Genomic DNA, 22,960 nt, shown 5'->3' on the forward strand with positions numbered 1-22,960 from the left:
CGATCTCAGGCGGCGACCAGTTCCTTGTCCTTGCTCGGCGTCTTGACCTTCGGCTTCTTGTTCGGCAGCGACAGGCGGAAGACCTTGTGCCACGCCGAGAAGACCTGCTTGGGCAGCGGGCCGGTCACGTAGTCCAGCTCGTACTTCTCGAACAGCGCGCGCACCTTCACCGCGACCTCGGCGTACCGGTTGCTCGGCAGGTCCGGGAACAGGTGGTGCTCGATCTGGTGCGACAGGTTGCCGGTCATGAAGTGCATGGCCTTGCTGCCGCTGATGTTCGCGGAGCCCATCATCTGGCGCAGGTACCACTGGCCGCGCGTCTCGCCCCTGATCGACCGGCGCTCGAAGGTCTGCACGCCCTCGGGGAAGTGACCGCACATGATCACCGAGTGCGACCAGAGGTTGCGGATCAGGTTCGCGGTGAACGTCGCGGCGAGCGTGGTGAGGAACGACGGGCCCGACAGCAGCGGGTGGATCACGTAGTCCTTGAGCACCTGCTTGCGGATCTTGCGACCCACGGCCTTGGCCCGCGCGACGAACTCGGGGTTCTTGCGGCGGCGCTTGTGCAGGTTCTTGCCCAGCTCCAGGTCGTACGCGGCGATGCCGTACTCGAAGAAGCACGCGTTGATGAAGTTCCACAGCGGCTGCGCGAGGTACATCGGGTGCCACTTCTGGTCCTCGTCCACGCGCATGATGCCGTAGCCGAGGTCGTTGTCCTTGCCGATCACGTTGGTGTACGTGTGGTGCAGCTCGTTGTGCGAGTGCTTCCACTGGTCGGCCGGCGAGACGTGGTCCCACTCCCAGGTCGTGGAGTGGATCTTCGGGTCGCGCATCCAGTCCCACTGGCCGTGCAGGATGTTGTGGCCGATCTCCATGTTGTCCATGATCTTCGCCACGGACAGACCGGCGGTGCCGATGATCCACGCCGGCGGGAAGAGCGAGAACAGCAGGATGCCGCGGCTCGTCAGCTCCAGCTTGCGCTGCACCGAGATGACCTTGCGGATGTAGGCCGCGTCCTTCTCACCACGGCTCGCGATGACCTCGTCGCGAATCGCGTCGAGTTCGCGGCCGAGCTCCTCGATCTGCTCGTCGGTGAGGTGGGCGGTGGGATCGATGGCGGTCATGTAGCTCGCTTTCCGGGGAGCAGTGGCTGGGGGTGGGCCACTTCGCGGGGGGAGGAATGAATGTCTGTGGTGGGCGCTAGCGTTCGAGTTCGCAAGGGCCCGCGGCGGCGGACACGCAGGTCTGGACGAGCACGTGGGCGGTGGGGCTGTCCGAGGCCTCGGTGATCTCGCCGGTGCGCAGGTCTCGCACGGCGCCGGACTTCAGCGGCGTCACGCAGCCGAAGCAGATGCCCATGCGGCAACCGGACGGCATCAGCACACCGGCCTCCTCGCCGATGTTCAGCAACGGCGTCGCGCCGTCGGCCTCGACGGTCTTGCCCGTCTTGCCGAACGTGACCTCGCCACCCTCGCCGGCGACGACGACGGTGGGCCGGAAGCGCTCCATGTGCAGGCGCTCGGCGACACCGTGCTTCGTCCAGTGCTCCTCGGCTGCGTCGAGCAGGCCGGTCGGGCCGCAGGCCCAGGTCTCGCGCTCGGCCCAGTCGGGCACGAGCTTCTCCAGCTCGGCGACGTCGAGCATGCCGTCGGTGTCGGTGTGCAGCTCGACCAGCGTCAGCGCTTTGTCGGCCACCAGGTCGTGCAGGTCGTTGCGGAAGATCACGTCTTCCTTGCGCGGTGCGGAGTGCACCATCACGACGTCGGCGAACTTCGTGTCGCGCAGCATGCCCATCACGGGCGTGATGCCGCTGCCGGCCGTCAGGTAGAGCACCTTCGCGGGCTTGGCGGCGGGCAGCACGAACTCGCCGGTGGCCTGGTCGAGCTGGATGACCGTGCCGGGCTTGGCCTTGCGAACCAGGTGGTTGCTGACCTTGCCGTCGGGAATGGCCTTCACGGTGATCGTGATGCGACCGTCGGCGCGGCTCGTCGGCGATGTCACCGAGTACGCACGCCACAGGCGCACGCCGTCGACGTCGATCCCGATCCGGATGTACTGACCGGCGACGTGACCGCGCCAGCCCTTCCCGGGCCTGATCACGATGGTCGCGGCATCGTCTGTCTCGCGGTGCACGGCCTCGATGCGGCCGCGCAGGTCAGCACCCGCTCGAAGTGGGCTGACCAGGTCGAGGTAGTCGGACGGCAGCAGCGGCGTCGTGACCAACTCAAGCAGTTTCCACGCCCTGCTGCGGAGGGCGGCACTAGTCATGACTCCAGCTTGATAGCCCCAGGGCGTAAAGTCCTGTCCGTAGGACGTGAATCTGCCGGGCTGGATTGTTCGCAGGGAACAAATCGTGAGTCACGCAATGCGGAGGGCCACCGAACTGGCCCTCGACGAGAAGACAGTCACCGCGCTGAGGGCCGTCCTGAGGACGACCGCCGACGAGGTGGTCCGGGCGATCATCGACGAGGTGCCGAGCTACGCGAACGCACTTTCCGGACGCATGGGCGGCACCATCCGCCGCGCCGTCCGCACGGCGCTGGGAGCTTACCTGGACCTCGCCAGCGGCGCGGGCGGAGGCGGCGGCGCCGGTGACGCGGCCTACGAACTCGGCCGCGGCGAGGTGCGCGACGGCCGTTCGATGGACGCCCTGCTGAGCGCCTACCGAGTCGGCGCCCGCGTGGCGTGGCGAGGCCTGGCCGCAGGCGCCGTACCAGCGGGTCTGCCCGCCGCGGAGGTGGCGAAGTTCGCCGAACTGACCTTCGCCTACATCGACGAACTCTCCGCCGCGAGCGCCGCGGGCCACGCCGACGAACTGGCCGCACGAGGCCTCGCACACGAGCGTCACCTCGAACAACTCGCCCGCGACCTGCTGGCCGGTTCGAGCACCGAGGTCCTCCAGGCTGCCGCGCAACGGGCCGGATGGCAGCCGCCGACCACGCTGACCGCGGTCCTGCTGCCCGCCTTCCAGGCCCGCCCCGCCTACCGCCTGCTCGACCCCGGCACACTGGTCCTGGACGACCTGCCCGACTCCACCGGCGTGCTCTTCGTCCCCGACGCCGACCGCTCCCACCTGCTACGACAGCTCGTCAGCCGTTCCGCCGTCGTCGGCCCGGCACGCCCATGGACGCGTGCCACCGCCTCGTACGCACGGGCCGTACGCGCGCGCTCGCTCTCTCTGGACATCCGCGACACCGAAGACCACCTCGCCGCTCTCGTGCTGAGCGCCGACCCCGACGCGTACGCCGACCTGCGAGCACGCGCGCTCGCCCCGTTGCTGGCACTGCCGGCCACCTCCGCGCAGAAACTGGAGGAGACGTTGCGCGCCTGGCTGCTGCACCAGGGCCGCCGGGAGGACGTGGCGGCGGCTCTGTTCGTGCACCCGCAGACCGTCCGGTACCGGATGGGGCAGCTTCGCGACCTGTTCCCGGATCTCGGGTCTCCGCTGCGGGTTCTGGAACTGACGCTCGCGGTGGGCCTGCCTCCGTCGAAGGACTAGTTTCGGTCAACACTGAAGCTATTGAACAGCTTGAGCTCGATCTCGTCGGGCGCTCGGCCGGTCTCCTGGCCCCACCTCGCCAGGAGACCGCAGTAGCGCTCGTAGGTCTCCGCCGGCCAGGGGCCTTCGCGATGCAGCGAGGTCCAGCCGCACCGGTCTCGCAGCCGGGTCGCCACGACGCGGTCGAGGATCAGGCACGGGTGGTCCGGCGCTCCCCCACCGGCGAAGTACAGGAACTTGGTGAAGAACGACGGGCCCAGGTACCGGATCGCATTGCTGTTCCCCGGCCTGAGCAGCGCGAACGCGGAGGCCGGAGCGCTGTGGACAGGTCCGCAGCCCTGGTCAGCAGGTTCTCGCAGCGGGGAACGTCCGCCGCGATGCTGGTGAGCCTGCGCGCGTTCAGCCGCAGATAGCTGCCCGATCCCCAGGCCAGCGTCCGCCACAGCAGGGTGAACACGTCATCGCCCGGCGCCCAGACGTCAGCCCTGGTGAGCCGGTCTCCGCTCGGCGGCCTGCCGGGAAGGTGGCGCGCGCCGAGCTCGTCACGCCACCACTCGGTCCTGATCAGGACCGAGTGGTGCTCCAGGACGGTCTCGTCACGAGGCGACCGGGGAACCGCCCGCATGGCGCACCACGCCGGCCGCCGTTACCCCGCGCGGTGACCGGCGTCACAGCATTCCGAGAACCTCAGATGCCCCAACGCCGTCTTGCCCATCAAGACCGGACCAGTTGAGGGAGAACGGGATGCAGGCGATCGAAGCCGACAGCCTGGTCGTGCGCGTGGGCGGGCGCAACGGCCGCAACGCGGTGAACGGGCTCAGCCTGAGGCTCGGCCGGGGTGTGCACGGGCTGCTCGGCCCGAACGGCGCGGGCAAGACGACGCTGATCCGCACGCTGGCGACGGTGCGATCTCCTACCGCGGGGACGTTGTCGTTGCTCGGCACGCCAACGAACGGCAAGCTCAGGACCGTGCGACGCAGACTCGGTTATCTGCCACAGCACTTCGGCTACTACAAGCGGTTCAAGGTGCGGGAGTTCGTGGAGTACCTGGCGTGGCTGAAGGAAGTGCCGCCCGCGCGGATTCCCGGTGCCGTGCGCACCGCGCTGGAGCGGGTCGGGCTGACCGACCGCGCCGAGGACCGCATGAAGTCGTTGTCCGGCGGCATGGTCCGCAGGGCCGGCATCGCGCAGGCCATCGTCAACGACCCCGAGGTCCTGTTGCTCGACGAGCCGACGGTCGGGCTGGATCCCGCGCAACGGCTGCGGTTCCGCGAGCTCGTCGCCGAACTGGGCCAGCAGGCCTGCGTGCTGATCTCGACGCATCTGGTCGAGGACGTCGCGGCGGCGTGCACGGACGTGGTGCTCGTGTCGGAGGGATCCCTGGTGTTCCAGGGAACTCCCGCCGATCTCACCGCCGCGGGAACGGCCGCGCACGTCGGCGACACCCCGATCGAGCGCGGCTACTCGGCGCTGATCAGCGCGAATCCCGCCGGGGGTGCCTGGTGACCGCGCTGCGCATCGAACTACGGCGCTCGACCGCGCTGTGGGCCGGGCTGCTCGTCCTGGTCTCCGGCACCGGAATGCTCGCACTGGTCATGTCGTCGGGCGTGCGGTGGACGGGCAACTCGACGTCGGCGGTGCTCGGGCTCCGGCTGCCGCTGGCCTACGTGTGGGCGCTCGTCGTGGGACTGGCCGTCTTCCAGGGCATGCGGGACAGCCGTGCGCGGGTGACCGAGCTGTTCGACGCCACCTCCCGTCCCGGCTGGGTCCGGCTCGGCACGCTCGCCTCCGCCGTGGCGGGCGTGGTCGCGGTCGCGACGGCGCTGCTCTGCGCGGGACTGGTGGCCAACGTCGCGCTGGGCGGCGGATTCGTCTCCGCCGGGTTCGTCCCGCTCCTGGTGACCGTCGTGCTCGCCCTCGCGTCGAGTGTCCTTCTGGGACTCGCGGTCGGCCGGCTCCTGCCGCACCCGCTGACCGCGCCGGTGGCGCTGGTGGCGACGTTCATGGTCGCGACCACGGCCGGACGGGCGCTCGAAGTCACCACCCCCGGTGACGAGATCTCCCCTCTGGCCCTGCTCACGCCCGTCATGGACGCGCCGAGCTCCGACCTCGTCACGACCTCGGCCTCCGTCGACCTCGGCCAGATCGCGTGGTTCACCGGCCTGGGCGTGACGGCGTTCCTGTTGCTCGTCGCACGGACCCATCTCGGACGGCTCGCGGCACTCGTGCCGGCCGGGCTGGCCGTCGTGCTCGCCCTGTCGATCATGCCGGTCAAGTACTCCGACGTGCTCGTGGCGGATTCGATCGCGAGCAGGCTGGTCTGCGAGGGGAAGGTGTGCCTGAGCCAGGCGCACTCGGACGACCTCCCCAGGACCGCCGCGGTGGGACGGGACGTGCTGGCCAAGCTCGCCGTCCTGCCGGACGCGCCCACCGAGATCAGGGAGGACACGTCGGCGATGGCGCACCTCACCGCGCCACAACGCGATCAGAAGACCGTCTACGTGCGGTCGCAGGGGCATCCCCGCGTGCTGACCATGACGGACGACCAGCTGCGGCTCGAACTGCTCTCCGGAGCGGGCGTGGCGGGATGCTCCGGCCCGAACAGCTTCAACACCTACGAAGGCGTCGTCCGCTACCTGACCGCCGGCTACTTCAACGGCGAACTGGCCGAGCTGGCCTCCGAACCTCTCATGTGGAACAGCGACAGGCTGCGTGCGCAGATCGACCAGGCCTGGCAGCAGTTCCGCGGCCAGTCCGCGCAGGAACAGCTGAACCGGGTGGCGCGGGCACGGCAGATGTTGCTCACGTGCCAGGACTCCGAACGCGTGCTCGACGTGCTGAAGGCAAGCCGATGAGGCCGCTCGCGTTGTACGCGCAGTCACGCGCGGTGCCCGCGGCGCTGGTGCTCCTGCCTGTCGTGGTGCTGATCGCCTGGTCGGCGCTCCACTCGCCGTGGACGCCGTTGAGCGCTTCACTGACATCGCTGGCCGCCGTGCTGGTGGCCACGGCCGGCCTCGCGGGCCAGGACCCGGAACTCGACAGGTCGACCGCGGTCCCCTGGCCGATGTGGAGGCTCGGGCACCTCCTGCTCGCCACGGCGGTGGCCACGGCATCGGTGTTCCTGGTGCAGCAACTCGGTTCTGAGCGCTTCGACGCGGCGTTCGTCGTGCGCGACACGGCGGGCATGGTCGGCCTGGCCGGACTGGCGGCGACGGTGGCGGGCGCCCGGCTCGCCGCCACCGCCCCCGTGCTGTGGTGGGCGGTGGCGGCGATCATGCCGCCGAGCGGGTCGCTGACCGGCCGGATCGTCACGTGGCCGCTCGGTTCCCCGGGCGACGCGGCGACGACGTGGACCGCGGCGGTGCTGTTCGTGGCCGGGGTCGTCGCCTACAGCGCACGCGGCGGGCGGCGCTAGCCCAGGTCCTCCAGCGCGATGTAGTCGGCGATCGCCTGCTGCCCCGCGATGTTCGCGTGCACGCCGTCACCCGTGTCGTACCGCGGGTTGACGGCGTTCGGCCTGATCGGGTCCTCCAGCACCTGGTCGAAGTCCTGCACCGACGCGCAGGTGTCCGAGCAGTCGCCGCCGCGCTTCACGAAGTCGTTGACGGCGTGGCGGTCCACGTTGTTCTGGTCGCTGTAGCCAGGTCGAGGCGTGATCGGGGTGACGTGCACGTCGATCCCGGCCTTGCGCAGCCGTTCGAACACGGTGCGGTAGCTGATCATGATCTGTGCGGTGGTGCAGCCGTTCGCGAGGTCGTTCGTGCCGTAGTAGTAGATGACGTCCGTGACGCCGTGCAGCGCGAGGACGTCCCTTTCCAGGCGTGACAACGCATCCAGGCCGACGAACGGCGTCGGCGTGTTCGGGCAGACGGCGCTCGTGGTGCCGCTGATGCCGGCGTTGGCGACCGCGAGCTGGGGACGCGACGAGGCCACGATCCGGCGGGCCAAGACGTCGGCCCACCGCTTGTTGGTGCCGAGTTCGGTGCAGCCCGGGCCGCAGTTGGTGCTGCCCACGCCGTCGACGACCGAGCTGCCGAACGGCACGATCGTCCCCTTCAGCACCGGGTTGAACACGTCGACCGCGCTGACCAGATAGGTCGACTGGGTCTTCTCGGTGTACGCGGCACCGGTGTCGGTGGTGTGGTCGCCCGAGCCGGACGGGGTCAGGTAGTTCTCGCGGAACGCCGACTCGTGCCGGCCGGGCACGACGTCACCGGCGACGTGCATGCTCACGGCGAGATCGGTGCCGGGCTTGGTGGCCACGGTCGTCCGGTCGCTCCACAGCTCGCCTCCGGCCGGGATCGTGACCGCGCGACGGCCTCCGAACGTCACATCGCGCGCGCCCTCCACCGCCGCGCCGCCGACGCTCAGAGCGACCGTGGTGCGGTCGATCGTCAACGGCCGCGTGCCGAACGTGTTCTGCACCCGGATCCGGACCGCACTGCCGCCCTGGCTGAGGTGCGTGATCATCCGCATCGACTGGTCGTGCAACGTCACAGGGGCGAGGTGCTGCTGCGACTGCGCCCACGAGGTGAACCAAAGGGGACGGTCGGCCGCGGCCGCTGGTGTCAGAAGCGCGCCCACGGCCAGAACGGTGGACACGATGGCAGGGATTCTCATACCCAGGTTCTTATCGCTTCGTGACGATCACGTCACGTCTTGTGATTACCCGGTAAGGGCTCAGGTCACCAGGCCGCGGCGGTAGGCGTAGACGACGGCCTGCACGCGATCGCGCAGGTCGAGCTTGGTGAGGATGCGGGACACGTACGTCTTCACCGTCTCCTGGCTGATCACCAGCGCCGCGGCGATCTCGCTGTTGGACAGGCCCTCCGCGATCAGCCTGAGCACCTCCAGCTCACGCGGCGCGAGCTGGGTCTGCGCGACCTCCTCGGCCGGCCGGATGCGCGCCGCGAACCTGCCGACGAGCTGGCGCGTCACCTCCGGCGCGAGCAGGGCGGCGCCGCTCGCGACGGTCCGGATGCCCTGCAGCAGCTGGGCAGGGGGCGCGTCCTTGAGCAGGAACCCGCTCGCACCGGCCCGCAGCGCCTCGTAGACGTACTCGTCCAGGTTGAACGTCGTCACCACGAGGACCTTGACGGGGTCGGGCACACCGGCGCCCGCCAGCAGCCGGGTCGCCCCGATGCCGTCGAGCACCGGCATGCGCACGTCCATCACGACGACGTCCGGATCGAGCCTGCGGGCCAGTTCGACCGCCGCGCGTCCGTCCCCGCACTCCCCCACGACCTCCAGGTCGGGCTGGGCGTCGATGATCGTGGCGAACCCGGTGCGGATGAGCGCCTGGTCGTCGCACACCAGCACCCGGACCGGTGCGGTCACGCCGGGTTCCCCGCGGGGATGCGCGCGCGGACGACGAAGCCGCTGTCCCGCTGCCCCGCCGAGAACTCGCCTCCCAGCACGTCGACGCGCTCGCGCAGCCCCGCCAGGCCGCGCCCGCTGCCTCCGACGGGTGTGGACGACCTGGCGCCCTCGGTGCCGACCTCCACGGTGATCTCCCTTTCGCCGTAACGCACGTACACGTTCGTCTGGTTGCCGTGCGCGTACTTCAGCGCGTTAGTCAACGCTTCCTGCACGACCCGGTACGCGACGGCCTCGGCGCTGCCCGCGTCCCGCACCACCTCGCCTTCCTCCGCGAACTCGATCGGCTGCCCGGCGAGCCGGGTCTGCTCGACCAGCGTGCGCAGGTCCCCGAGTGTTTCCGTGCTGTGGTCGGGATTCAGCAGGTCGAGCAGGTGCCGCAGGTCGGTCAGCGACCGGCGGCCGGTGTCGGTGATCGCCTGCAACGTCTGGTCCAGCCGCTCGGGGGCAGCGGTGAGGTACCGGGCGGCCTCCGCCTGCACCACCATCGCCGTCACGTGGTGGGTCACCACGTCGTGGAGCTCGCGGGCGATCAACGTCCGTTCCGCGACACGGGTCGCCACGGCGACGTGCCGGCGGCGTTCCTCCTCGGCACTGCGCGAGAGCCGCAGCCACGCGCCGATCGCCCACAAGGCGGCCACCGCCAGGTAGAACGTGACGAACCCGGCCACGCCTTCCGTGGCTCCGTTCAGGTCGAGCGCGACGGCCAACCCGACGTACCCGGCGGAGAGCGCGATCACGGTGCCGCGCCGGTGGTGCGACAGGTGCAGCCCGGCGCTGATCAACGCTATCGACAGCGCCGTGCCGGCGACGGTGTGGTAGCCGCGCAGCTGGTCGACGGCGAACGCGACCGACACCAGCGCGAGGCAGGCGAGAGGCCACTTCCGGCGGACGACCAGCGGCAGGCACTCGAACGCGATCACCGCGATCGTGAGGGCGTCGAACGGCCGGTTCGGCAACCCGCCGAGCTGGGTGCCCTTGTCGTGCAACGCGGGCACCAGCGATGCCAGCGCGAGCAGCAACGCCAGTGGCGCGTCCTGGACGCGAACGTCCCAGGCGCGCCACCGCTGAAGGCTGATCACGCGGCGAGAGTAGCGGCCGACGCGGCACGGCCACGGCGCGGCACGATGTTGTCGCGGCGCTTGGCCAGCCACAGGAACGCCGCCGTGACGACCAGGCCGGCCAGCACCGAGTACACGCTGGCCTCCGGCCCGAACGCCCCACCGGTGACGAGCGCGGAACCGGACGTGACGCCGTCCAGCAGCCCCTGCGGAGCGTCCTGACCGGAGACGCTCGTGCTGAAGATGCCGCCCTGGGCGAAGTTCCACGCGAAGTGCACCCCGATCGGCACCCACAGGTTGCGGGTGGCCACGTACGCGGCGCCGAGCATGAGGCCTGCCTCGATCGCGATGGCGAGCGAGCTCCACACCGTGGCGTTCGGGTTGAAGATGTGCGCGAAGCCGAACACCAGTCCACTCAGGACCAGGGAGAGCCACGTGCCGAGGCGCTCCTCGACGATGCGGAACACGACGCCTCGGTACATCAGCTCCTCGGTCACCGCGACGGCGACCATGAACCCGAAGATCGCGATCATGCCGGACACCGAACCCCAGCCGCGCACCTCGTAGCCGCCGAGGAAGGCGATGTTGAGGATCACCGCCCCGAACATCGCGAGTCCGACGAGGACACCGCGGCCGAGAGCGCCGGCGGCGATCTTCAACGAGACCTCTGCGGGCTCACGGCGTTCGGTCCTGCGCACCACCCAGGCGTACGCGGCGAGTGCCAGGGCCGCCGCGACGATGCCGGCGACCAGCGTGAGCGGCGCGTTCCACCCCAACGCCTGCACGCCGACGCCACCCGCGAACGAGACGGCCGCGACCAGGAGAAACTGCTTCAGAAATCGCATGGCCGGAACGTTAGGGATTTCACGCCTCCGCAACGTCCCCGTGCGGTGGACATTCGTGTGTAGCTCCTACGGGGGACACGGAAGGTGTCAACTCGACACGCTTTTCGTCGAGTTGACACCTTCCCGGTCACGGCTTGCACGGGGATGCAGCAGCGTTCAGCGCCGCGGACAGCCAGGCGAACGGCATGAACTCGGCGGCCTCCTGCGCGGTCCCGTCGATGATCGCCACCAGCGACTGGTACCGGGTGTACGGATCGGTGGACGTGGCGGCCTCCTCGAGCGACCCCAGGTACATCTGTTCGATGCCGAGCACGTCGGCCGCCAGCTTCGCGCGGTACTCGGGACTGTCCGGAATCTCGGTGATCTCCCCCATGTGAGCGGCGTAGAGACCGGCGATCTCGCGCCCCAGCGGTGAGTCGGCGGGCGCACCGGATCGCTGCGCCTCCTGCGCCCGCACGAGGATCGCGCCTCCCCGTTCGAACACGCCCACCATCTCCGCGGACGTCATCATCGCGGCGTCGGGCAAGGAGAAGGTCTCGCGCAGCGCCTCCTTCACGTCGCGGCGGAAGTCCGCGTCCTGCAGGAGGTTCGCCAGCTCGATCCACGCCTCCAGTTGCTCGGTGGCCGGCTCGTCCGGCAGGACCAGACGGCCGTTGCGCATGATCCCGAGGAACTCGGGGCTGACTTCGAGGCCCTCGCTGATCTCGTTCCAGAAGTCGTCGAACAGCCGGTCGCGCTCGTCGTCGGACATTCCCACCAGCTTGTGCATGAGGATCACCTGTTCCGCCTCGGTGTGCTGCCGGGCGATCGTCCGCAACACGGCCTTCCTCGATCGGATGCGGCGGGCCTGGTCGTCCAACCGGGACAGGTGCGCCGTCGCGAGGTCGGACAGCGTCACTCGTCCCTCCAGCAGCCGCCGGATGTCGTCGAGGCCCGCGTCCAGTTCGCGCAACGTGCTGACGAACTCCAGCCGGGCGATGGCGTGCACGTCGTAGAGCCGATGCCCGGCCGCCGTGACGTCGGCGGGCACCACGATTCCCTCGTCGGAGTAGAAGCGGATGGCGCTGACGCTGAGCCCGGTGCGCCGCGCCACCTCTCCGATCGCGTACAGCCTGATGTCGTTCATGAGGCCAGTGTCGGACCTCAAGCCGCTTGAGACGCAAGCCCCGGGCACCAGCTTGATCTTTACCATTGCTTTACCTATGCTTCGCGGCGAGGGGAGTACTTCCCAAGCGCCTGCCCGGTCAGTACGGACGTCCGATGACGTCCTCGGGAGGCCACCCGCACCGGGTGAAGGAGACCTCGAACGATCATGTTCGAGGAGGACGTGTGTCCGTGGAATCCGTGGCGTCGCCCGGTTTGTGGTTCGTGAGCATCGCGGCGCTGCTCGCCCTGCTGGTGGTCGACTTCCTGGTCACGCGCCGCCCGCACGAGGTGTCCGTCAAGGAGGCCGCGGGGTGGTCGGTCTTCTACCTGACGCTGCCACTGGTGTTCGGTCTCTGGCTGTGGTTCCAGTTCGGCAGCGGCCAGTCGCTGGAGTTCGTCACCGGGTTCGTCGTCGAGAAGTCCCTCTCGGTGGACAACCTGTTCGTCTTCATGCTGCTGCTCGCCGCGTTCAGCGTGCCGGCGGAGATCCAGCAACGCGTGCTGCTCTACGGCATCGTCGGCGCTTTGGTGCTGCGCGGCATCTTCATCGCGGCCGGCGCCGCCATGCTGTCGGCCGGGACCTGGGCGTTCCTCGTGTTCGGGCTCGTGCTGCTCGTCTCGGCGGTGAAGATCCTGCAGACGGCGCTCGCCGGTCACCCGGAGGCCAAGGACACCTCGAAGATGCGGTCGGTGCGGCTGCTGCGCAGGTTGATGCCGGTCACCGACGACTACCGGGGCACGAAGATGATCGTCCGCGAGAACGGTCGCAGGGCGCTCACCCCGCTCGCGATCGTGGTGGTGGCGATCTTCGCGACCGACGTCGTGTTCGCGATCGACTCGGTGCCCGCGGTGTACGGCATCACCGAGGACCCGTACCTGGTGTTCACCACCAACGCGTTCGCGCTGCTCGGCCTGCGCGCGCTGTACTTCGTGCTGCAGTCGTTGCTCGCCAAGCTCGTGCACCTCAACCACGGCCTCGCGATCATCCTGGCGTTCATCGGGGTGAAGCTGGTGCTGCACTGGGCACATGGCGTCTGGCCGGCCGTGCCGACGATCCCTACGCCGGTCTCGCTGGGCGTCATCGTGGTCACGCTGGGCGTCGTCACGCTGACCAGTCTTCGCTCGCGTCGCACGGAGGAAACGGTCTCCAGGCCGTAGGTTCGACGGATGCAGGAACAGCCTCTGGCCATCGAGGTGCGCGGCGCGCGGGTGCACAACCTGCGCGACGTCGACGTCACGGTGCCGCTGCGCAAGCTCGTCGCGATCGCCGGCGTGTCCGGTTCAGGCAAGTCGTCGCTCGCGATGGGCGTGCTGTACGCGGAGGGATCGCGGCGCTACATCGAGGCCTTGTCGACGTACACCCGGCGCCGGATGTCCCAGGCACCGCGTGCGGCCGTCGACAGCGTGCGGCACGTCCCGGCCGCGCTCGCCCTGCGGCAACGGCCTGGCGTGCCGGGGGTGCGCAGCACGTTCGGCACCTCGACCGAGCTGCTCAACGTGCTGCGCCTGCTGTACTCCCGGCTCGCCTCGCACCGCTGCCCGAACGGCCACCCGCAGGCGCCGACGATCGACGTGGCCATGGAGGTGCCGCTGACCTGCCCGGTCTGCGGTGTCACGTTCTCCGCTCCTGGTGCGGAGGCGCTGGCGTTCAACTCCGACGGCACGTGCCCGCACTGCACCGGCACCGGCGTGGTCCGGGAGATCGACGAGGCCCGGCTGGTCCCCGATCCGTCGCTCACGATCGCGGGCGGGGCCGTCGCGCCGTGGTCGTTGTTCGGGCTGGCCGTGATGCCCGAGGTGGTCGGGGAGTTCGGCGTGCGCACCGACGTGCCGTTCGCGGATCTGACCGACCAGGAGCGCGAGATCGTCCTGCACGGCCCGGCGGAGAAGCGGAAGATCCGCGTGCCGTCCAAGAACGGCAGGCTGTTCGACCTGAACTTCACCTACCGCAACGCCAGGCTGGCCGTTCAGGAGGCGCTGGACAACGCCACCACCGAACGCGGCCTGAACCGCGTCAACAGGTTCATCACTACCCAGACCTGTCCGACGTGCCACGGCACCCGGCTCAGCGAGCAGGCGCTGGCGCCGCGCGTCGACGGGATCAATCTCGCCGAGGCCACCGCCCTGACCCTGGACGACCTGGTCGCCTGGGCGCCGCTGGTCGAGAAGTCCCTGCCGCCGGACATGATCGCGATGGCCAGGAGCATCGTCAGCCAGCTGCTGGAGACCGCGCGACGGCTGGTCGAACTCGGGTTGGGGTACCTGAGCCTCGATCGGGCGTCCTCCACCCTGTCCACCGGCGAACGGCAGCGCGTCCAGCTCGCGCGGGCGGTGCGCAACCAGACGACCGGCGTGCTCTACGTCCTGGACGAGCCGTCCATCGGCTTGCATCCGTCCAACGTGGACGGTCTGCTCGGCGTCGTGCGGGACCTGTTGCGGGACGGCAACTCCGTGGTGCTGGTGGACCACGACGTCCAGGTGCTGCGCGAGGCCGACTGGCTGATCGAGATCGGCCCCGGTTCCGGCGCGGAAGGCGGACGGGTCCTGACGACCGGAGACGTCCGAACGCTCGCGGAGAATCCGGACTCGTTGCTGGGCGGCTTTCTCGTGGGCCGCGAACCGGTCGTCGTGCGGCCTCGGGTCGGTGCGGACGAGATGTTCGAGCACGGGCGCATCCACCTCGCCACGCGCCCGTTGCACACCGTCCACGCCCTGGACCTCGACCTTCCGCAGGGGCGCCTGACCGCGGTCACCGGTGTCTCGGGGTCGGGGAAGACCACGCTGGTCCTCGAAAGCCTCGTGCCGGCGCTGGAGGCCAAGAACTCCGGCGCCCCGCTGCCCGCGTGGGTCGCGAAGATCGACGCCGGTGCCGTCACGCGCGTGAACGTGGTCGACGCGACCCCGATCGGCGTCAACGTCCGCTCGACCGTCGCCACCTACAGCGGCGTGCTGGACGACCTCCGCCGCGCCTACGCGGCCAACGCGGACGGGCTGACCGCCGGCGACTTCTCCTACAACACCGGTTCACTGCGCTGCCCGCGTTGTGAGGGCACCGGCGAGGTCTCGCTCGACGTGCAGTTCCTGCCGGACGTGGACATCGCCTGTCCGGACTGCGAAGGCACCCGCTACTCCCCCGCCGCGAGCGAGTACCGCCGCGCCGACGACGGGCTCACGCTGCCCGAACTGCTCGCGCTGACCGTCCGGCAGGCCGTCGAGCACGTCGGGGACATGCGCCGGGTCCGCACCCGGCTGCGGTCGTTGTTCGACCTGGGCCTGGGCTATCTCACGCTCGGCGAGGCCACGACCGCGTTGTCCGGCGGCGAGGCCCAGCGGCTCAAGCTCGCGTCCGAGCTCGACCGCGACCAGGCGGACGCGCTGTTCGTGCTGGACGAGCCCAGCGTCGGCCTGCACCCGCTCGACGTCCGCACGCTGCTGTCGGTGATCGGGCGCCTCACCGACAGGGGCGCGACGGTCGTCGTGATCGAGCACGACCTCGACATGATCGCCAACGCCGACCACGTCGTGGACATGGGTCCCGGCGGTGGCGCGGCGGGCGGCACGATCGTCGCCGCCGGCACACCGGAGCACCTCGTCGAGGCGTCGCAGAGCCTCACCGGCCAGTACCTCGGCAAACACCTCACGCATTAACGGACAAGTGTCCGATACCGTGGGCCCATGCCTGCTCGCCCTGACACCGGCCCCGACTTCATCGAGGCGCTCGCCCGCGGCCTGGACGTGATCCGCGCGTTCCGGCCGCTGCGCCCGGTGATGACGCTCAGCGAGGTCGCCACGGCCACCGGGCTCGCGCGGCCGACCACGCGCCGCATCCTGCTGACGCTGGTCGAGCTCGGCTACGTGCGGCAGAACGAGAGCGGCTTCGCGCTCACGCCGAGGGTGCTCGAACTCGGCGTCGCGTACGTGCGTTCGATGGGCCTGTGGGACGTGGCGCGCCCGCACATGGAGCGCCTGTGCGCCCGCACGAACGAGTCGGTGTCGATCGCGCAGCTCGACGGGTCGGACATCATCTACGTCGCCCGCGTGGCCGTGCCGAAGATCGTGACGCTGTCCGTGCAGATCGGCACGCGGTTCCCGGCACTGCCGACCTCGCTGGGAAAGGTGCAGCTCGCCGCGTTGTCGCCGGCCGAACTGGAGGCCGTGCTCGCGCAGCCGACCCGGTCTGGGCTGACGCCGAAGTGGCGACCGGACGCGGCCGAGCGCGACGCCGAACTGCGGGACGTGCGGGCGCGCGGGTGGGCGTTGACCGACGAGCAGCTCGCGCTGGGCATCCGGTCGGTCGCGGCGCCGTTGCGCGACGGGAACGGCACGGTCGTCGCCGGGATCAACGTCAACTGCCACGCGTCCGAGACGTCGGTCGAGCACATGGTCGAGCACCACCTGCCCCTCCTGCTGCAGGTCGCGGGCGAGATCAGCGCCGACTTCGCCCGGCTCGGCACGGTGCCGCACGAGGTCGTCGCGTCCTGAGGATTGACCTGAGGGTTGACCTGAGGCCGTTGAAGGTTGACGATTCAACGGACACCTGTCCGCCAGACGGTCAAGGAGTTCCCGATGAGTTCCGTCGTCCTGAGAAACGGCACTGTCCTGACCATGGACGGCCGCGCGCCCCTCGTCGATCACGACCTGCTCGTGGTGGACGACCGGATCGCCGCGATCGGGCCCCGGCTGGAGGTGCCGGAGGGGACCGTCGAGGTCGACGCCACCAACGGCATCGTCATGCCGGGCATGATCGACACGCACCGGCACATGTGGCAGACGGCGATGCGCGGCTACGGCGCCGACTGGACGCTCACGCAGTACTTCGTCTGGTACTACCTGGAGTGGGGCAAGGTCTTCCGGCCGCAGGACATCCACGCCGGCAACCTCCTGGGTGCGGCCGAGGCCCTCGACGCCGGTGTCACCACGACCGTCGACTGGTCGCACGGCCTGCAGACCACCGAGCACGCCGACGCCGCCGTCGACGCGTTGCAGGCGGTGCCCGGCCGGTTCGTGCTGGCGTACGGGAACATCCAGGACAGCCCGGCCACCTGGACCGGCACGCCCGAGTTCCGGGACTTCGTCTCCCGCCGCATCACCGGCGACGACATGCTGGGCTTCCAGCTCGCGTTCGACGTGACGGGCGACCCGTCGTTCCCCGAGAAGGCCGCCTTCGAGGTCGCGCGGGAACTCGGCGTCCCCGTGACGACGCATGCGGGCGTGTGGGGCGCGACGAACGACGACGGCATCAGGCTGATGTACGACAACGGGTTCATGACGCCGCAGTCGATCTACGTGCACGCGGCGACGTTGTCCGCCGACTCCTACCACCGCATCGCGGCGACCGGCGGGTCGATCTCCGTGTCGACCGAGAGCGAGCAGAGCGCGGGCCAGGGCTACCCGCCCACCTGGGCGATCCGCGAGCACGGCATCCCGGTGTCGCTGTCGATGGACACGTCGGTGTGGTGGAGCGGCGACCTGTTCTCCGCGATGCGCACGACGCTGGGCGCCGACCGATCGCGTGAGCACATGGCGGCGCACAGCAAGAACGACACCGTGACGCATTCGTCGTTGCGGGCCCAGCAGGTCGTGGAGTGGGCGACGATGGGCGGTGCGCGGGCGTTGGGACGCGCGGACGACCTCGGCAGCCTGGAGGTCGGCAAGAAGGCCGACGTCGTGTTGCTGCGCAACGAGAACTCCCCCGCGATGTTCCCGATCCTCAACCCGTACGGACACGTGGCGTTCCAGGCGCAGCGGTCCGATGTGGACACCGTGATCGTCGACGGGCGGATCGTGAAGCGCGATCACAAGCTCGTCGGCGTCGACCTCGACTCCATCCGCACCCAGGTCTCCGGCACCGTCGACCACCTGCGGGCGCAGCTCGGCGAGGAGGCGTGGGCGAAGGGCATGAACCCGGACGTCCCGGAGTCCAAGGTGCTGGACAACCCCTACACCTACACCGAGTACCGCGGCGACACCAGGACGTCCGTCTGATGGGTGGTCCACTCGAAGGCCTCCTCATCGCCGACTTCTCGCGCGTGCTGGCGGGCCCGTACGCGACCATGCTGCTGGCCGACATGGGCGCCTCGGTCGTCAAGGTCGAAGGTCCGGCCGGGGACGAGACCCGCACGTGGATGCCGCCGGTGCGCGAGGACGTCTCGACCTACTACCTCGGCGTCAACCGGGGCAAGCGGTCGATCGCGCTCGACCTGCGCTCGCCGGAAGACGCCGCGCTGGGCCGTGAGCTCGCCCGGCGCGCGGACGTGGTGATCGAGAACTTCAAGCCCGGTGGCCTGGCCAAGTACGGGCTCGACCACGCGAGCGTCAGCGCCGGCAACCCGCGGGTGATCTACGCGTCGATCACGGGATTCGGTTCCGGGGACGGGAAGCACGTTCCCGGCTACGACCTGATGGTGCAGGCGATCTCCGGGCTGATGAGCCTGACCGGTGATCCGGACGGGCCGCCGTACCGCGCGGGCATCTCGGTGTTCGACGTGATGGCGGGCAACCACGCCGTGATCGGCATCCTCGCGGCACTGCGCCACCGCGATCAGACCGGGCAGGGCCAGCTCGTCGAGGTGAACCTGCTGTCGTCGGCGTTGACGGGCCTGGTGAACCACAGCTCGGCGTTCGTCGCGGGCGGGGTCGTGCCGTTCCGGATGGGCAACGCGCATCCCAGCGTGTTCCCCTACGAGCCGCTGCCGACCGCCGACAACGACCTGATCATCGCGGCCGCCAACGACGGCCAGTTCCGGAAGTTGTGCGAGGTGCTGGGGTTGTCCGAGGTGCCGGACGACCCGCGGTTCGCGCGCAACGCCGACCGCACGCGCAACCGCGAGGAGTTGCGGCCGATCCTGCTGGAACGGCTGCGAACACGTGGCGCCGTCGAGTGGTTCGACCTGCTCGTGGCGGCCGGGGTGCCGTGCGGGCCGATCAACACGATCGACGGCGGGTTCGCGATGGCCGAACGGTTCGGGCTCGACCCGGTCGTGGTGGTCGGGGACGTGCCGACGACCCGGCACCCGATCCGCTTCTCGGAGACCCCGGCCGTCTACGAACTGCCGCCACCGGAACTGGACGAGCACGGCGACGAGCTGCGCGCGTGGCTGAAGGAGGAGCAGTGACGGTCCGCCCGGACTTGAGCGACCACGACGCCGATCTCGCCGCCAGGCCGGAGGAGAACCTTTGACCGTCTATGAAACGGCGCTCGGCGCGTCGACACCCGACACGATCACGTTGCTGGGGCAGGACCTCGCGCGGGACGTGATGGGCACCGTCGGGTTCGGCGAGCTGGCGTTCTGGCTCGCCACCCAGCGCAGGCCGAGCCCCGGCGAGACGCGGCTGTTCGAGGCGGTGCTGGCCGCGCTCGCCGACCACGGGTTCACGCCGACCGCGATCGTCAGCCGCCTCACCTTCCTGTCCGCGCCCGACTCCGTGCAGGGCGCGCTCGCCGCCGGGCTGCTGGGCGGCGGTTCGCGGTTCCTCGGAGTCACCGAGGACGCGGGCCGGTTCCTCAACGCAGTGGTCAGCGCACACGCACCCCGGGAGGACTGGGACGCCCTCGCGTTGGAAACCATTCGGGCGCAAGGAAAAGCGCGCATTCCCGGACTCGGCCACCACGTGCACAAGAACGGCGACCCCCGCACGCCGCGCCTGTTCGAGATCGCCGAGGAGGAGGGCCTGGTCGGGCCGCACCTCTCGCTGTTCGCCGCGATCGGGCGAGTTCATCCGCAGGTGCTCGGCAAGACGTTGCCGCTCAACGGCGCCGGCACGTGCGGCGCGGTGCTGGCCGACCTCGGCCTTCCGCTGGAGTTGTTGCGGGGCTTCGCGTTGCTGGCCCGCACCGCCGGACTGATCGGGCAGCTCGCGGAGGAGCTGCGCAATCCCGTCGCCAACCAGATCTTCCTTTCCGTCGATGAGAACACCAGGTCCGTAGCACCTGTCGAGGAGTGAGCAATGCAGCTCGTCACCGAGGACAACATCACCGCGCTCGCCGAGCAGCGCTGGGCCACCGCGAAGGACCCGCGGACCGCGCTGCTCATGACCGCGCTCGTCCGGCACCTGCACGACTTCGCCCGCGAGGTGCGGCTCACCGAGGCCGAGTGGATGGCCGCGATTCAGTGGCTCACGGCCACCGGGCAGATCAGTGACGAGAAGCGCGAGGAGTTCATCCTGGCCTCCGACGTGCTCGGGCTGAGCATGCTGGTCGTGCAGATGAACCACCAGTTCGCGCCGGAAGCGACGCCGGCGACCGTGCTCGGGCCGTTCCACATCGACGGCTCCCCCGAGCTCGGGTTCGGCGGCGACATGTCCGACGACGTGACCGGAACTCCGCTCTACCTCACCGGAACCGTGCGTTCGCTCGACGGGTCGCCGGTGCCTGGGGCCGTGCTCGACGTCTGGCAGGCCGACGCCGACGGCGCCTACGAGGCCCAGCTCGACGTGGACGAGGCGCGGTTGCGGGCGAAGTACCGGGCCGAACCGGACGGCTCCTACTGCGTGCGGACGATCACGCCGAAGGGCTACTCGATCCCGATGGACGGGCCGGTCGGCGCGTTGATCGAGCAGACCGCGATCAGCCACTTCCGGCCGGCGCACGTGCACTTCCTGCTCACCGCGGACGGGTTCGAGCCGCTGATCACGCACCTGTTCGAGGAGGGCGCCGAGTACCTCGACAGCGACGTCGTGTTCGGCACCAAGCAGGAGCTCGTGGTCAGGTTCGTGCCGCGCGAACCCGGCGTCACCCCGGACGGCGGACTGTCCGAGGTGCCCTGGGTGCTCGCCGAGTACGACTTCGTCCTGCAGCCGTGCGCGCCGCACTAGTCGTTCGTCCCGGTCAGCCGCCGTCGCTCGCTGACCGGGGCGAGCCTTCCGGCGAGGTCGTCGTGGACGTGCTCGCGGCGCCCATCACGCCGCTGGACCTGTTGTGCGCCAGTGGAACCTCCTACTTCGGGGTGCCCGCGACGCCGTACGTGCCCGGCGTGCAAGGGATCGGGGCGGTCAACGGACGGACCGTGTGGTTCCCCACCACTGCCGGGATGGCTCCCGGAGACGGCAGCATGGCCGCGAAGGCGGTGGCGCGCCAGGAAGATCTGGTGTTCCTGCCGGACGTCGATCCGGTCCTGATGGCCGCGCTCGGGTTGTCGGCTGTCGCCGCGTACATGGCGTTGACGTGGCGGGGTGAGCTGGTCGCCGGGGAGACCGTGATCGTGCTCGGGTGCGGCGCGGTCGGGCAGTCCGCGATCCAGCTCGCGCGTCTCGCCGGTGCCGGGCGGGTGATCGCCGCGGCGCGGTCCGAGGAAGGCCGTGACCGCGCGGCACGGGCCGGAGCCGACGTCGTGGTCACGCTGGAAGACGTGGGTGCTCAGAGCGCTGACCTGCTGATCGACCCGTTGTTCGGGGAACCCGCCGCCGCGGCCGCCCGGGCGTTGCGCCCAGGCGGCCGGTGGGTGAATCTCGGCGGTTCGGCGGGCGAGACGTCGCCGATCACCTCGTCGACGTTGCGCAGCCGGTCGTTGCGGTTGTCCGGCTACACGAACAACGAGCTGACCTCGCAGCAGCGTGCCGACGCCATCTCAGTGATCGCCCGGCACGCCGCGGAGGGCGCGCTCACCGTCGATCACGAGGTGGTGCCGCTCGCCGACGTCACGGATGCCTGGCACCGCAGGGCTCACGGCCGGGTCGTGCTGGCCATGTAGTCCTGGACCTTCTTCAGCGTCACCGGGTCGTCCATGCCGCCGCCGTGGCCGACCTGATCGGTGACGACGTGGATCGCCTTGTGTCCCAGCTGCTTCCGCACCGCGTCCGCCCAGACCTTCGGCGTCGCCGGGTCGAGCGAGTTGCTCAGCAGCAGTGTGGGGTGCGTGCTGCGCGAGGACACCGGCTTGGGCCGCCCGGTCTTCGGGCCGCCGACGCAGATCGAGCTGTAGTTGCTGGAGTTCGTCGAGTACCCGACGACCGGCGCGGCCTTCCTGGCCGACGCCAGATCCAAGCGGGCCTCTTCCGCGGACGGCACGGCGAACGGCCAGTCCGAGCACGTGTTCGGGTCCGCGTACTCGAACCTCTGGGGCAGCGGCTCACCGCCGGGCTCGTCGGGGAACGGGTTGCGTCCGTCGGCGAGATCGCGCAGCCCCTTCGCCACCTCGGCGAAGTCGCGGGGCGCGAAGATCTCGAAATAGCGCGTGATCATGACGTCCGACCACGGGAAGCCGAAGAACTTGCCCGGGAGACCGCCGGCGTTCTGCTGGGCCTTGCGGAACACGTCGGCCGGGTTCTGGCCGTGCAACGCGCTGTCCGGCGTCTCGGCGGACCACTGGGTGAACTTCGCGAAGATCGCCTCGACTCCCGCCGCGGCCGTGGTCATGAACTCCCTGCGGTCCTGGTCCGGGTTCATCACGCCCTCGATGATCGAGCCGTCGACGTGCTGCCCGAACTTCTCCAGGTACCGCTCAGCCAGCAATGTGCCGTACGACAGGCCATAAACGTTGACCCGCTTGGCACCCACAGCCTTGCGCAACGCGTCGGCGTCGTTCGCGGTGCTGTAGGCGTCGAGGTGGTTGTCGAGATTCTTGACGCCTGTCGTGCACGTGGACCAGAACGCCTTCTGGTTCTTCTTGAGCGTTTCGAACGCCCCGGCGTCCGTCGGCGGCACGTACGGGATCTTGAGAATCTTGTCGACGTCACAGGTCATCGGGTGGCTCTCGCCGACGCCGCGCGGATCCAGGGCGATCAGGTCGTAGCCGGGCAGAGCGGGCCGGAGGGTCCCGAACGTGAAGTCGCCGGGCTGTCCCGGTCCGGAAGGGAAGCCCAGAACGGTTCCCCTGCTGTTCTCGGCCTTCCGCCGGTAGGCACGCAGCCCGACCGTGCCCTTGCCGGGTTTCGCCCAGTCGATCGGCACGGTGAGCGTGCCGCACTCGACTCCGTCCGCGACCGGCTTGTCGCACGCACCCCACCCGAGGTCCGGTGTCGCCTGGGCTTGAGCGGCGAAGGTCAGCGGGATCATCCCCGCGACCGCCGCCACCGCCGTCATTCGTGCACTGCTG

Annotated in this window: 20 protein-coding genes and 1 pseudogene; 12 read left to right on the plus strand and 9 right to left on the minus strand. The window is 69.8% G+C overall.

The window, feature by feature from the left end; all coding sequences use genetic code 11:
- Positions 1-5 precede the first annotated feature (5 nt).
- A complete protein-coding gene (locus tag SK854_RS35760; RefSeq protein WP_319979563.1) occupies positions 6-1,124 on the minus strand; it encodes a fatty acid desaturase family protein in 1,119 nt (372 codons plus the stop codon).
- Between the two features lie 76 nt (positions 1,125-1,200).
- A complete protein-coding gene (locus tag SK854_RS35765; protein WP_319979564.1) occupies positions 1,201-2,268 on the minus strand; it encodes a ferredoxin reductase in 1,068 nt (355 codons plus the stop codon).
- Positions 2,269-2,353: 85 nt separating this feature from the next.
- Between SK854_RS35765 and SK854_RS35770 the strand changes: the two genes are divergently transcribed.
- Complete coding sequence (locus tag SK854_RS35770) at positions 2,354-3,499, plus strand: helix-turn-helix domain-containing protein (RefSeq protein WP_319979565.1); 1,146 nt, start codon at positions 2,354-2,356, stop codon at positions 3,497-3,499.
- Here SK854_RS35770 and SK854_RS35775 read toward each other — a convergent pair.
- Positions 3,496-4,124 (minus strand): annotated as a pseudogene (locus SK854_RS35775) (8-oxoguanine DNA glycosylase OGG fold protein). The gene SK854_RS35770 and the pseudogene SK854_RS35775 overlap by 4 nt on opposite strands.
- A 119-nt stretch (positions 4,125-4,243) precedes the next feature.
- On the opposite strand from SK854_RS35775, the gene SK854_RS35780 reads away from it, so the two are divergent.
- Genes SK854_RS35780 through SK854_RS35790 form a run of 3 tightly spaced genes read left to right on the plus strand, consistent with a single transcriptional unit; the run spans position 4,244 to position 6,914 of the window.
- Positions 4,244-5,005, plus strand: a complete 762-nt coding sequence (locus SK854_RS35780) for an ABC transporter ATP-binding protein (protein ID WP_319979567.1) — start codon at positions 4,244-4,246, stop codon at positions 5,003-5,005.
- Complete coding sequence (locus SK854_RS35785) at positions 5,002-6,354, plus strand: hypothetical protein (protein WP_319979568.1); 1,353 nt, start codon at positions 5,002-5,004, stop codon at positions 6,352-6,354. Before SK854_RS35780 ends, SK854_RS35785 begins: the two co-directional genes overlap by 4 nt.
- A complete protein-coding gene (locus SK854_RS35790) occupies positions 6,351-6,914 on the plus strand; it encodes a hypothetical protein (RefSeq protein ID WP_319979569.1) in 564 nt (187 codons plus the stop codon). The genes SK854_RS35785 and SK854_RS35790 overlap by 4 nt, the downstream gene beginning before the upstream one ends.
- Here the strand turns inward: SK854_RS35790 and SK854_RS35795 are convergent.
- From SK854_RS35795 to SK854_RS35815, 5 genes are all read right to left on the minus strand, one after another.
- Positions 6,911-8,119 carry a GDSL-type esterase/lipase family protein gene (locus tag SK854_RS35795; protein WP_319979570.1) on the minus strand — a complete coding sequence of 403 codons (1,209 nt, stop codon included), beginning with the start codon at positions 8,117-8,119 and terminating at the stop codon, positions 6,911-6,913. The two genes, SK854_RS35790 and SK854_RS35795, sit on opposite strands and share 4 nt — an antisense overlap.
- 60 nt (positions 8,120-8,179) lie before the next feature.
- Positions 8,180-8,836: a response regulator transcription factor gene (locus SK854_RS35800; RefSeq protein WP_319979571.1), complete on the minus strand. Its 657-nt coding sequence runs from the start codon at positions 8,834-8,836 to the stop codon at positions 8,180-8,182.
- Positions 8,833-9,957, minus strand: a complete 1,125-nt coding sequence (locus SK854_RS35805; RefSeq protein ID WP_319979572.1) for a sensor histidine kinase — start codon at positions 9,955-9,957, stop codon at positions 8,833-8,835. Before SK854_RS35805 ends, SK854_RS35800 begins: the two co-directional genes overlap by 4 nt.
- The gene (locus SK854_RS35810) at positions 9,954-10,781 is read right to left on the minus strand and encodes a CPBP family intramembrane glutamic endopeptidase (protein ID WP_319979573.1); all 828 of its coding nucleotides are present in this window, start codon (positions 10,779-10,781) and stop codon (positions 9,954-9,956) included. Before SK854_RS35810 ends, SK854_RS35805 begins: the two co-directional genes overlap by 4 nt.
- 127 nt (positions 10,782-10,908) lie before the next feature.
- Positions 10,909-11,907, minus strand: coding sequence for a MerR family transcriptional regulator (locus SK854_RS35815; RefSeq protein WP_319979574.1), 999 nt, complete (start codon positions 11,905-11,907; stop codon positions 10,909-10,911).
- 203 nt (positions 11,908-12,110) lie between these two features.
- Here SK854_RS35815 and SK854_RS35820 point away from each other — a divergent pair, with 203 nt between their 5' ends.
- The 8 genes from SK854_RS35820 to SK854_RS35855 all read left to right on the plus strand — a co-directional run bounded on the left by SK854_RS35820 (position 12,111) and on the right by SK854_RS35855 (position 21,616).
- Positions 12,111-13,085: a TerC family protein gene (locus SK854_RS35820; RefSeq protein WP_319979575.1), complete on the plus strand. Its 975-nt coding sequence runs from the start codon at positions 12,111-12,113 to the stop codon at positions 13,083-13,085.
- Positions 13,086-13,094: 9 nt separating this feature from the next.
- On the plus strand, positions 13,095-15,575 hold the full coding sequence (locus tag SK854_RS35825) for an excinuclease ABC subunit UvrA (RefSeq protein WP_319979576.1): 2,481 nt from the start codon (positions 13,095-13,097) through the stop codon (positions 15,573-15,575).
- Between the two features lie 27 nt (positions 15,576-15,602).
- Positions 15,603-16,409, plus strand: coding sequence for an IclR family transcriptional regulator domain-containing protein (locus SK854_RS35830; RefSeq protein ID WP_319979577.1), 807 nt, complete (start codon positions 15,603-15,605; stop codon positions 16,407-16,409).
- Between the two features lie 84 nt (positions 16,410-16,493).
- Positions 16,494-17,912: an amidohydrolase family protein gene (locus SK854_RS35835; protein ID WP_319979578.1), complete on the plus strand. Its 1,419-nt coding sequence runs from the start codon at positions 16,494-16,496 to the stop codon at positions 17,910-17,912.
- Positions 17,912-19,042, plus strand: a complete 1,131-nt coding sequence (locus SK854_RS35840; protein ID WP_319979579.1) for a CaiB/BaiF CoA transferase family protein — start codon at positions 17,912-17,914, stop codon at positions 19,040-19,042. Before SK854_RS35835 ends, SK854_RS35840 begins: the two co-directional genes overlap by 1 nt.
- 61 nt (positions 19,043-19,103) lie before the next feature.
- Positions 19,104-19,871 carry a citryl-CoA lyase gene (locus tag SK854_RS35845; protein WP_319979580.1) on the plus strand — a complete coding sequence of 256 codons (768 nt, stop codon included), beginning with the start codon at positions 19,104-19,106 and terminating at the stop codon, positions 19,869-19,871.
- 3 nt (positions 19,872-19,874) lie between these two features.
- Positions 19,875-20,741 carry a dioxygenase family protein gene (locus tag SK854_RS35850; RefSeq protein ID WP_319979581.1) on the plus strand — a complete coding sequence of 289 codons (867 nt, stop codon included), beginning with the start codon at positions 19,875-19,877 and terminating at the stop codon, positions 20,739-20,741.
- Entirely contained in the window at positions 20,726-21,616 is an 891-nt protein-coding gene (locus SK854_RS35855; RefSeq protein ID WP_319979582.1) for a quinone oxidoreductase family protein, read from the plus strand. Before SK854_RS35850 ends, SK854_RS35855 begins: the two co-directional genes overlap by 16 nt.
- On the opposite strand, the gene SK854_RS35860 is transcribed toward SK854_RS35855, so the two are convergent.
- Complete coding sequence (locus SK854_RS35860; protein WP_319979583.1) at positions 21,589-22,947, minus strand: alpha/beta fold hydrolase; 1,359 nt, start codon at positions 22,945-22,947, stop codon at positions 21,589-21,591. The two genes, SK854_RS35855 and SK854_RS35860, sit on opposite strands and share 28 nt — an antisense overlap.
- Positions 22,948-22,960 lie beyond the last annotated feature (13 nt).

The organism is Lentzea sokolovensis, from assembly GCF_033949975.1.
Lineage (GTDB): Bacteria > Actinomycetota > Actinomycetes > Mycobacteriales > Pseudonocardiaceae > Lentzea > Lentzea sokolovensis.

Bases quoted from the DNA above. Each gene is read 5' to 3' on its own strand.
- SK854_RS35760 (WP_319979563.1), bottom strand. From the start codon at position 1,124: ATGACCGCCATCGATCCCACCGCCCACCTCACCGACGAGCAGATCGAG.
- SK854_RS35765 (WP_319979564.1), bottom strand. From the start codon at position 2,268: ATGACTAGTGCCGCCCTCCGCAGCAGGGCGTGGAAACTGCTTGAGTTG.
- SK854_RS35780 (WP_319979567.1), top strand. From the start codon at position 4,244: ATGCAGGCGATCGAAGCCGACAGCCTGGTCGTGCGCGTGGGCGGGCGC.
- SK854_RS35790 (WP_319979569.1), top strand. From the start codon at position 6,351: ATGAGGCCGCTCGCGTTGTACGCGCAGTCACGCGCGGTGCCCGCGGCG.
- SK854_RS35795 (WP_319979570.1), bottom strand. From the start codon at position 8,119: ATGAGAATCCCTGCCATCGTGTCCACCGTTCTGGCCGTGGGCGCGCTT.
- SK854_RS35810 (WP_319979573.1), bottom strand. From the start codon at position 10,781: ATGCGATTTCTGAAGCAGTTTCTCCTGGTCGCGGCCGTCTCGTTCGCG.
- SK854_RS35815 (WP_319979574.1), bottom strand. From the start codon at position 11,907: ATGAACGACATCAGGCTGTACGCGATCGGAGAGGTGGCGCGGCGCACC.
- SK854_RS35825 (WP_319979576.1), top strand. From the start codon at position 13,095: ATGCAGGAACAGCCTCTGGCCATCGAGGTGCGCGGCGCGCGGGTGCAC.
- SK854_RS35830 (WP_319979577.1), top strand. From the start codon at position 15,603: ATGCCTGCTCGCCCTGACACCGGCCCCGACTTCATCGAGGCGCTCGCC.
- SK854_RS35835 (WP_319979578.1), top strand. From the start codon at position 16,494: ATGAGTTCCGTCGTCCTGAGAAACGGCACTGTCCTGACCATGGACGGC.
- SK854_RS35840 (WP_319979579.1), top strand. From the start codon at position 17,912: ATGGGTGGTCCACTCGAAGGCCTCCTCATCGCCGACTTCTCGCGCGTG.
- SK854_RS35850 (WP_319979581.1), top strand. From the start codon at position 19,875: ATGCAGCTCGTCACCGAGGACAACATCACCGCGCTCGCCGAGCAGCGC.
- SK854_RS35860 (WP_319979583.1), bottom strand. From the start codon at position 22,947: ATGACGGCGGTGGCGGCGGTCGCGGGGATGATCCCGCTGACCTTCGCC.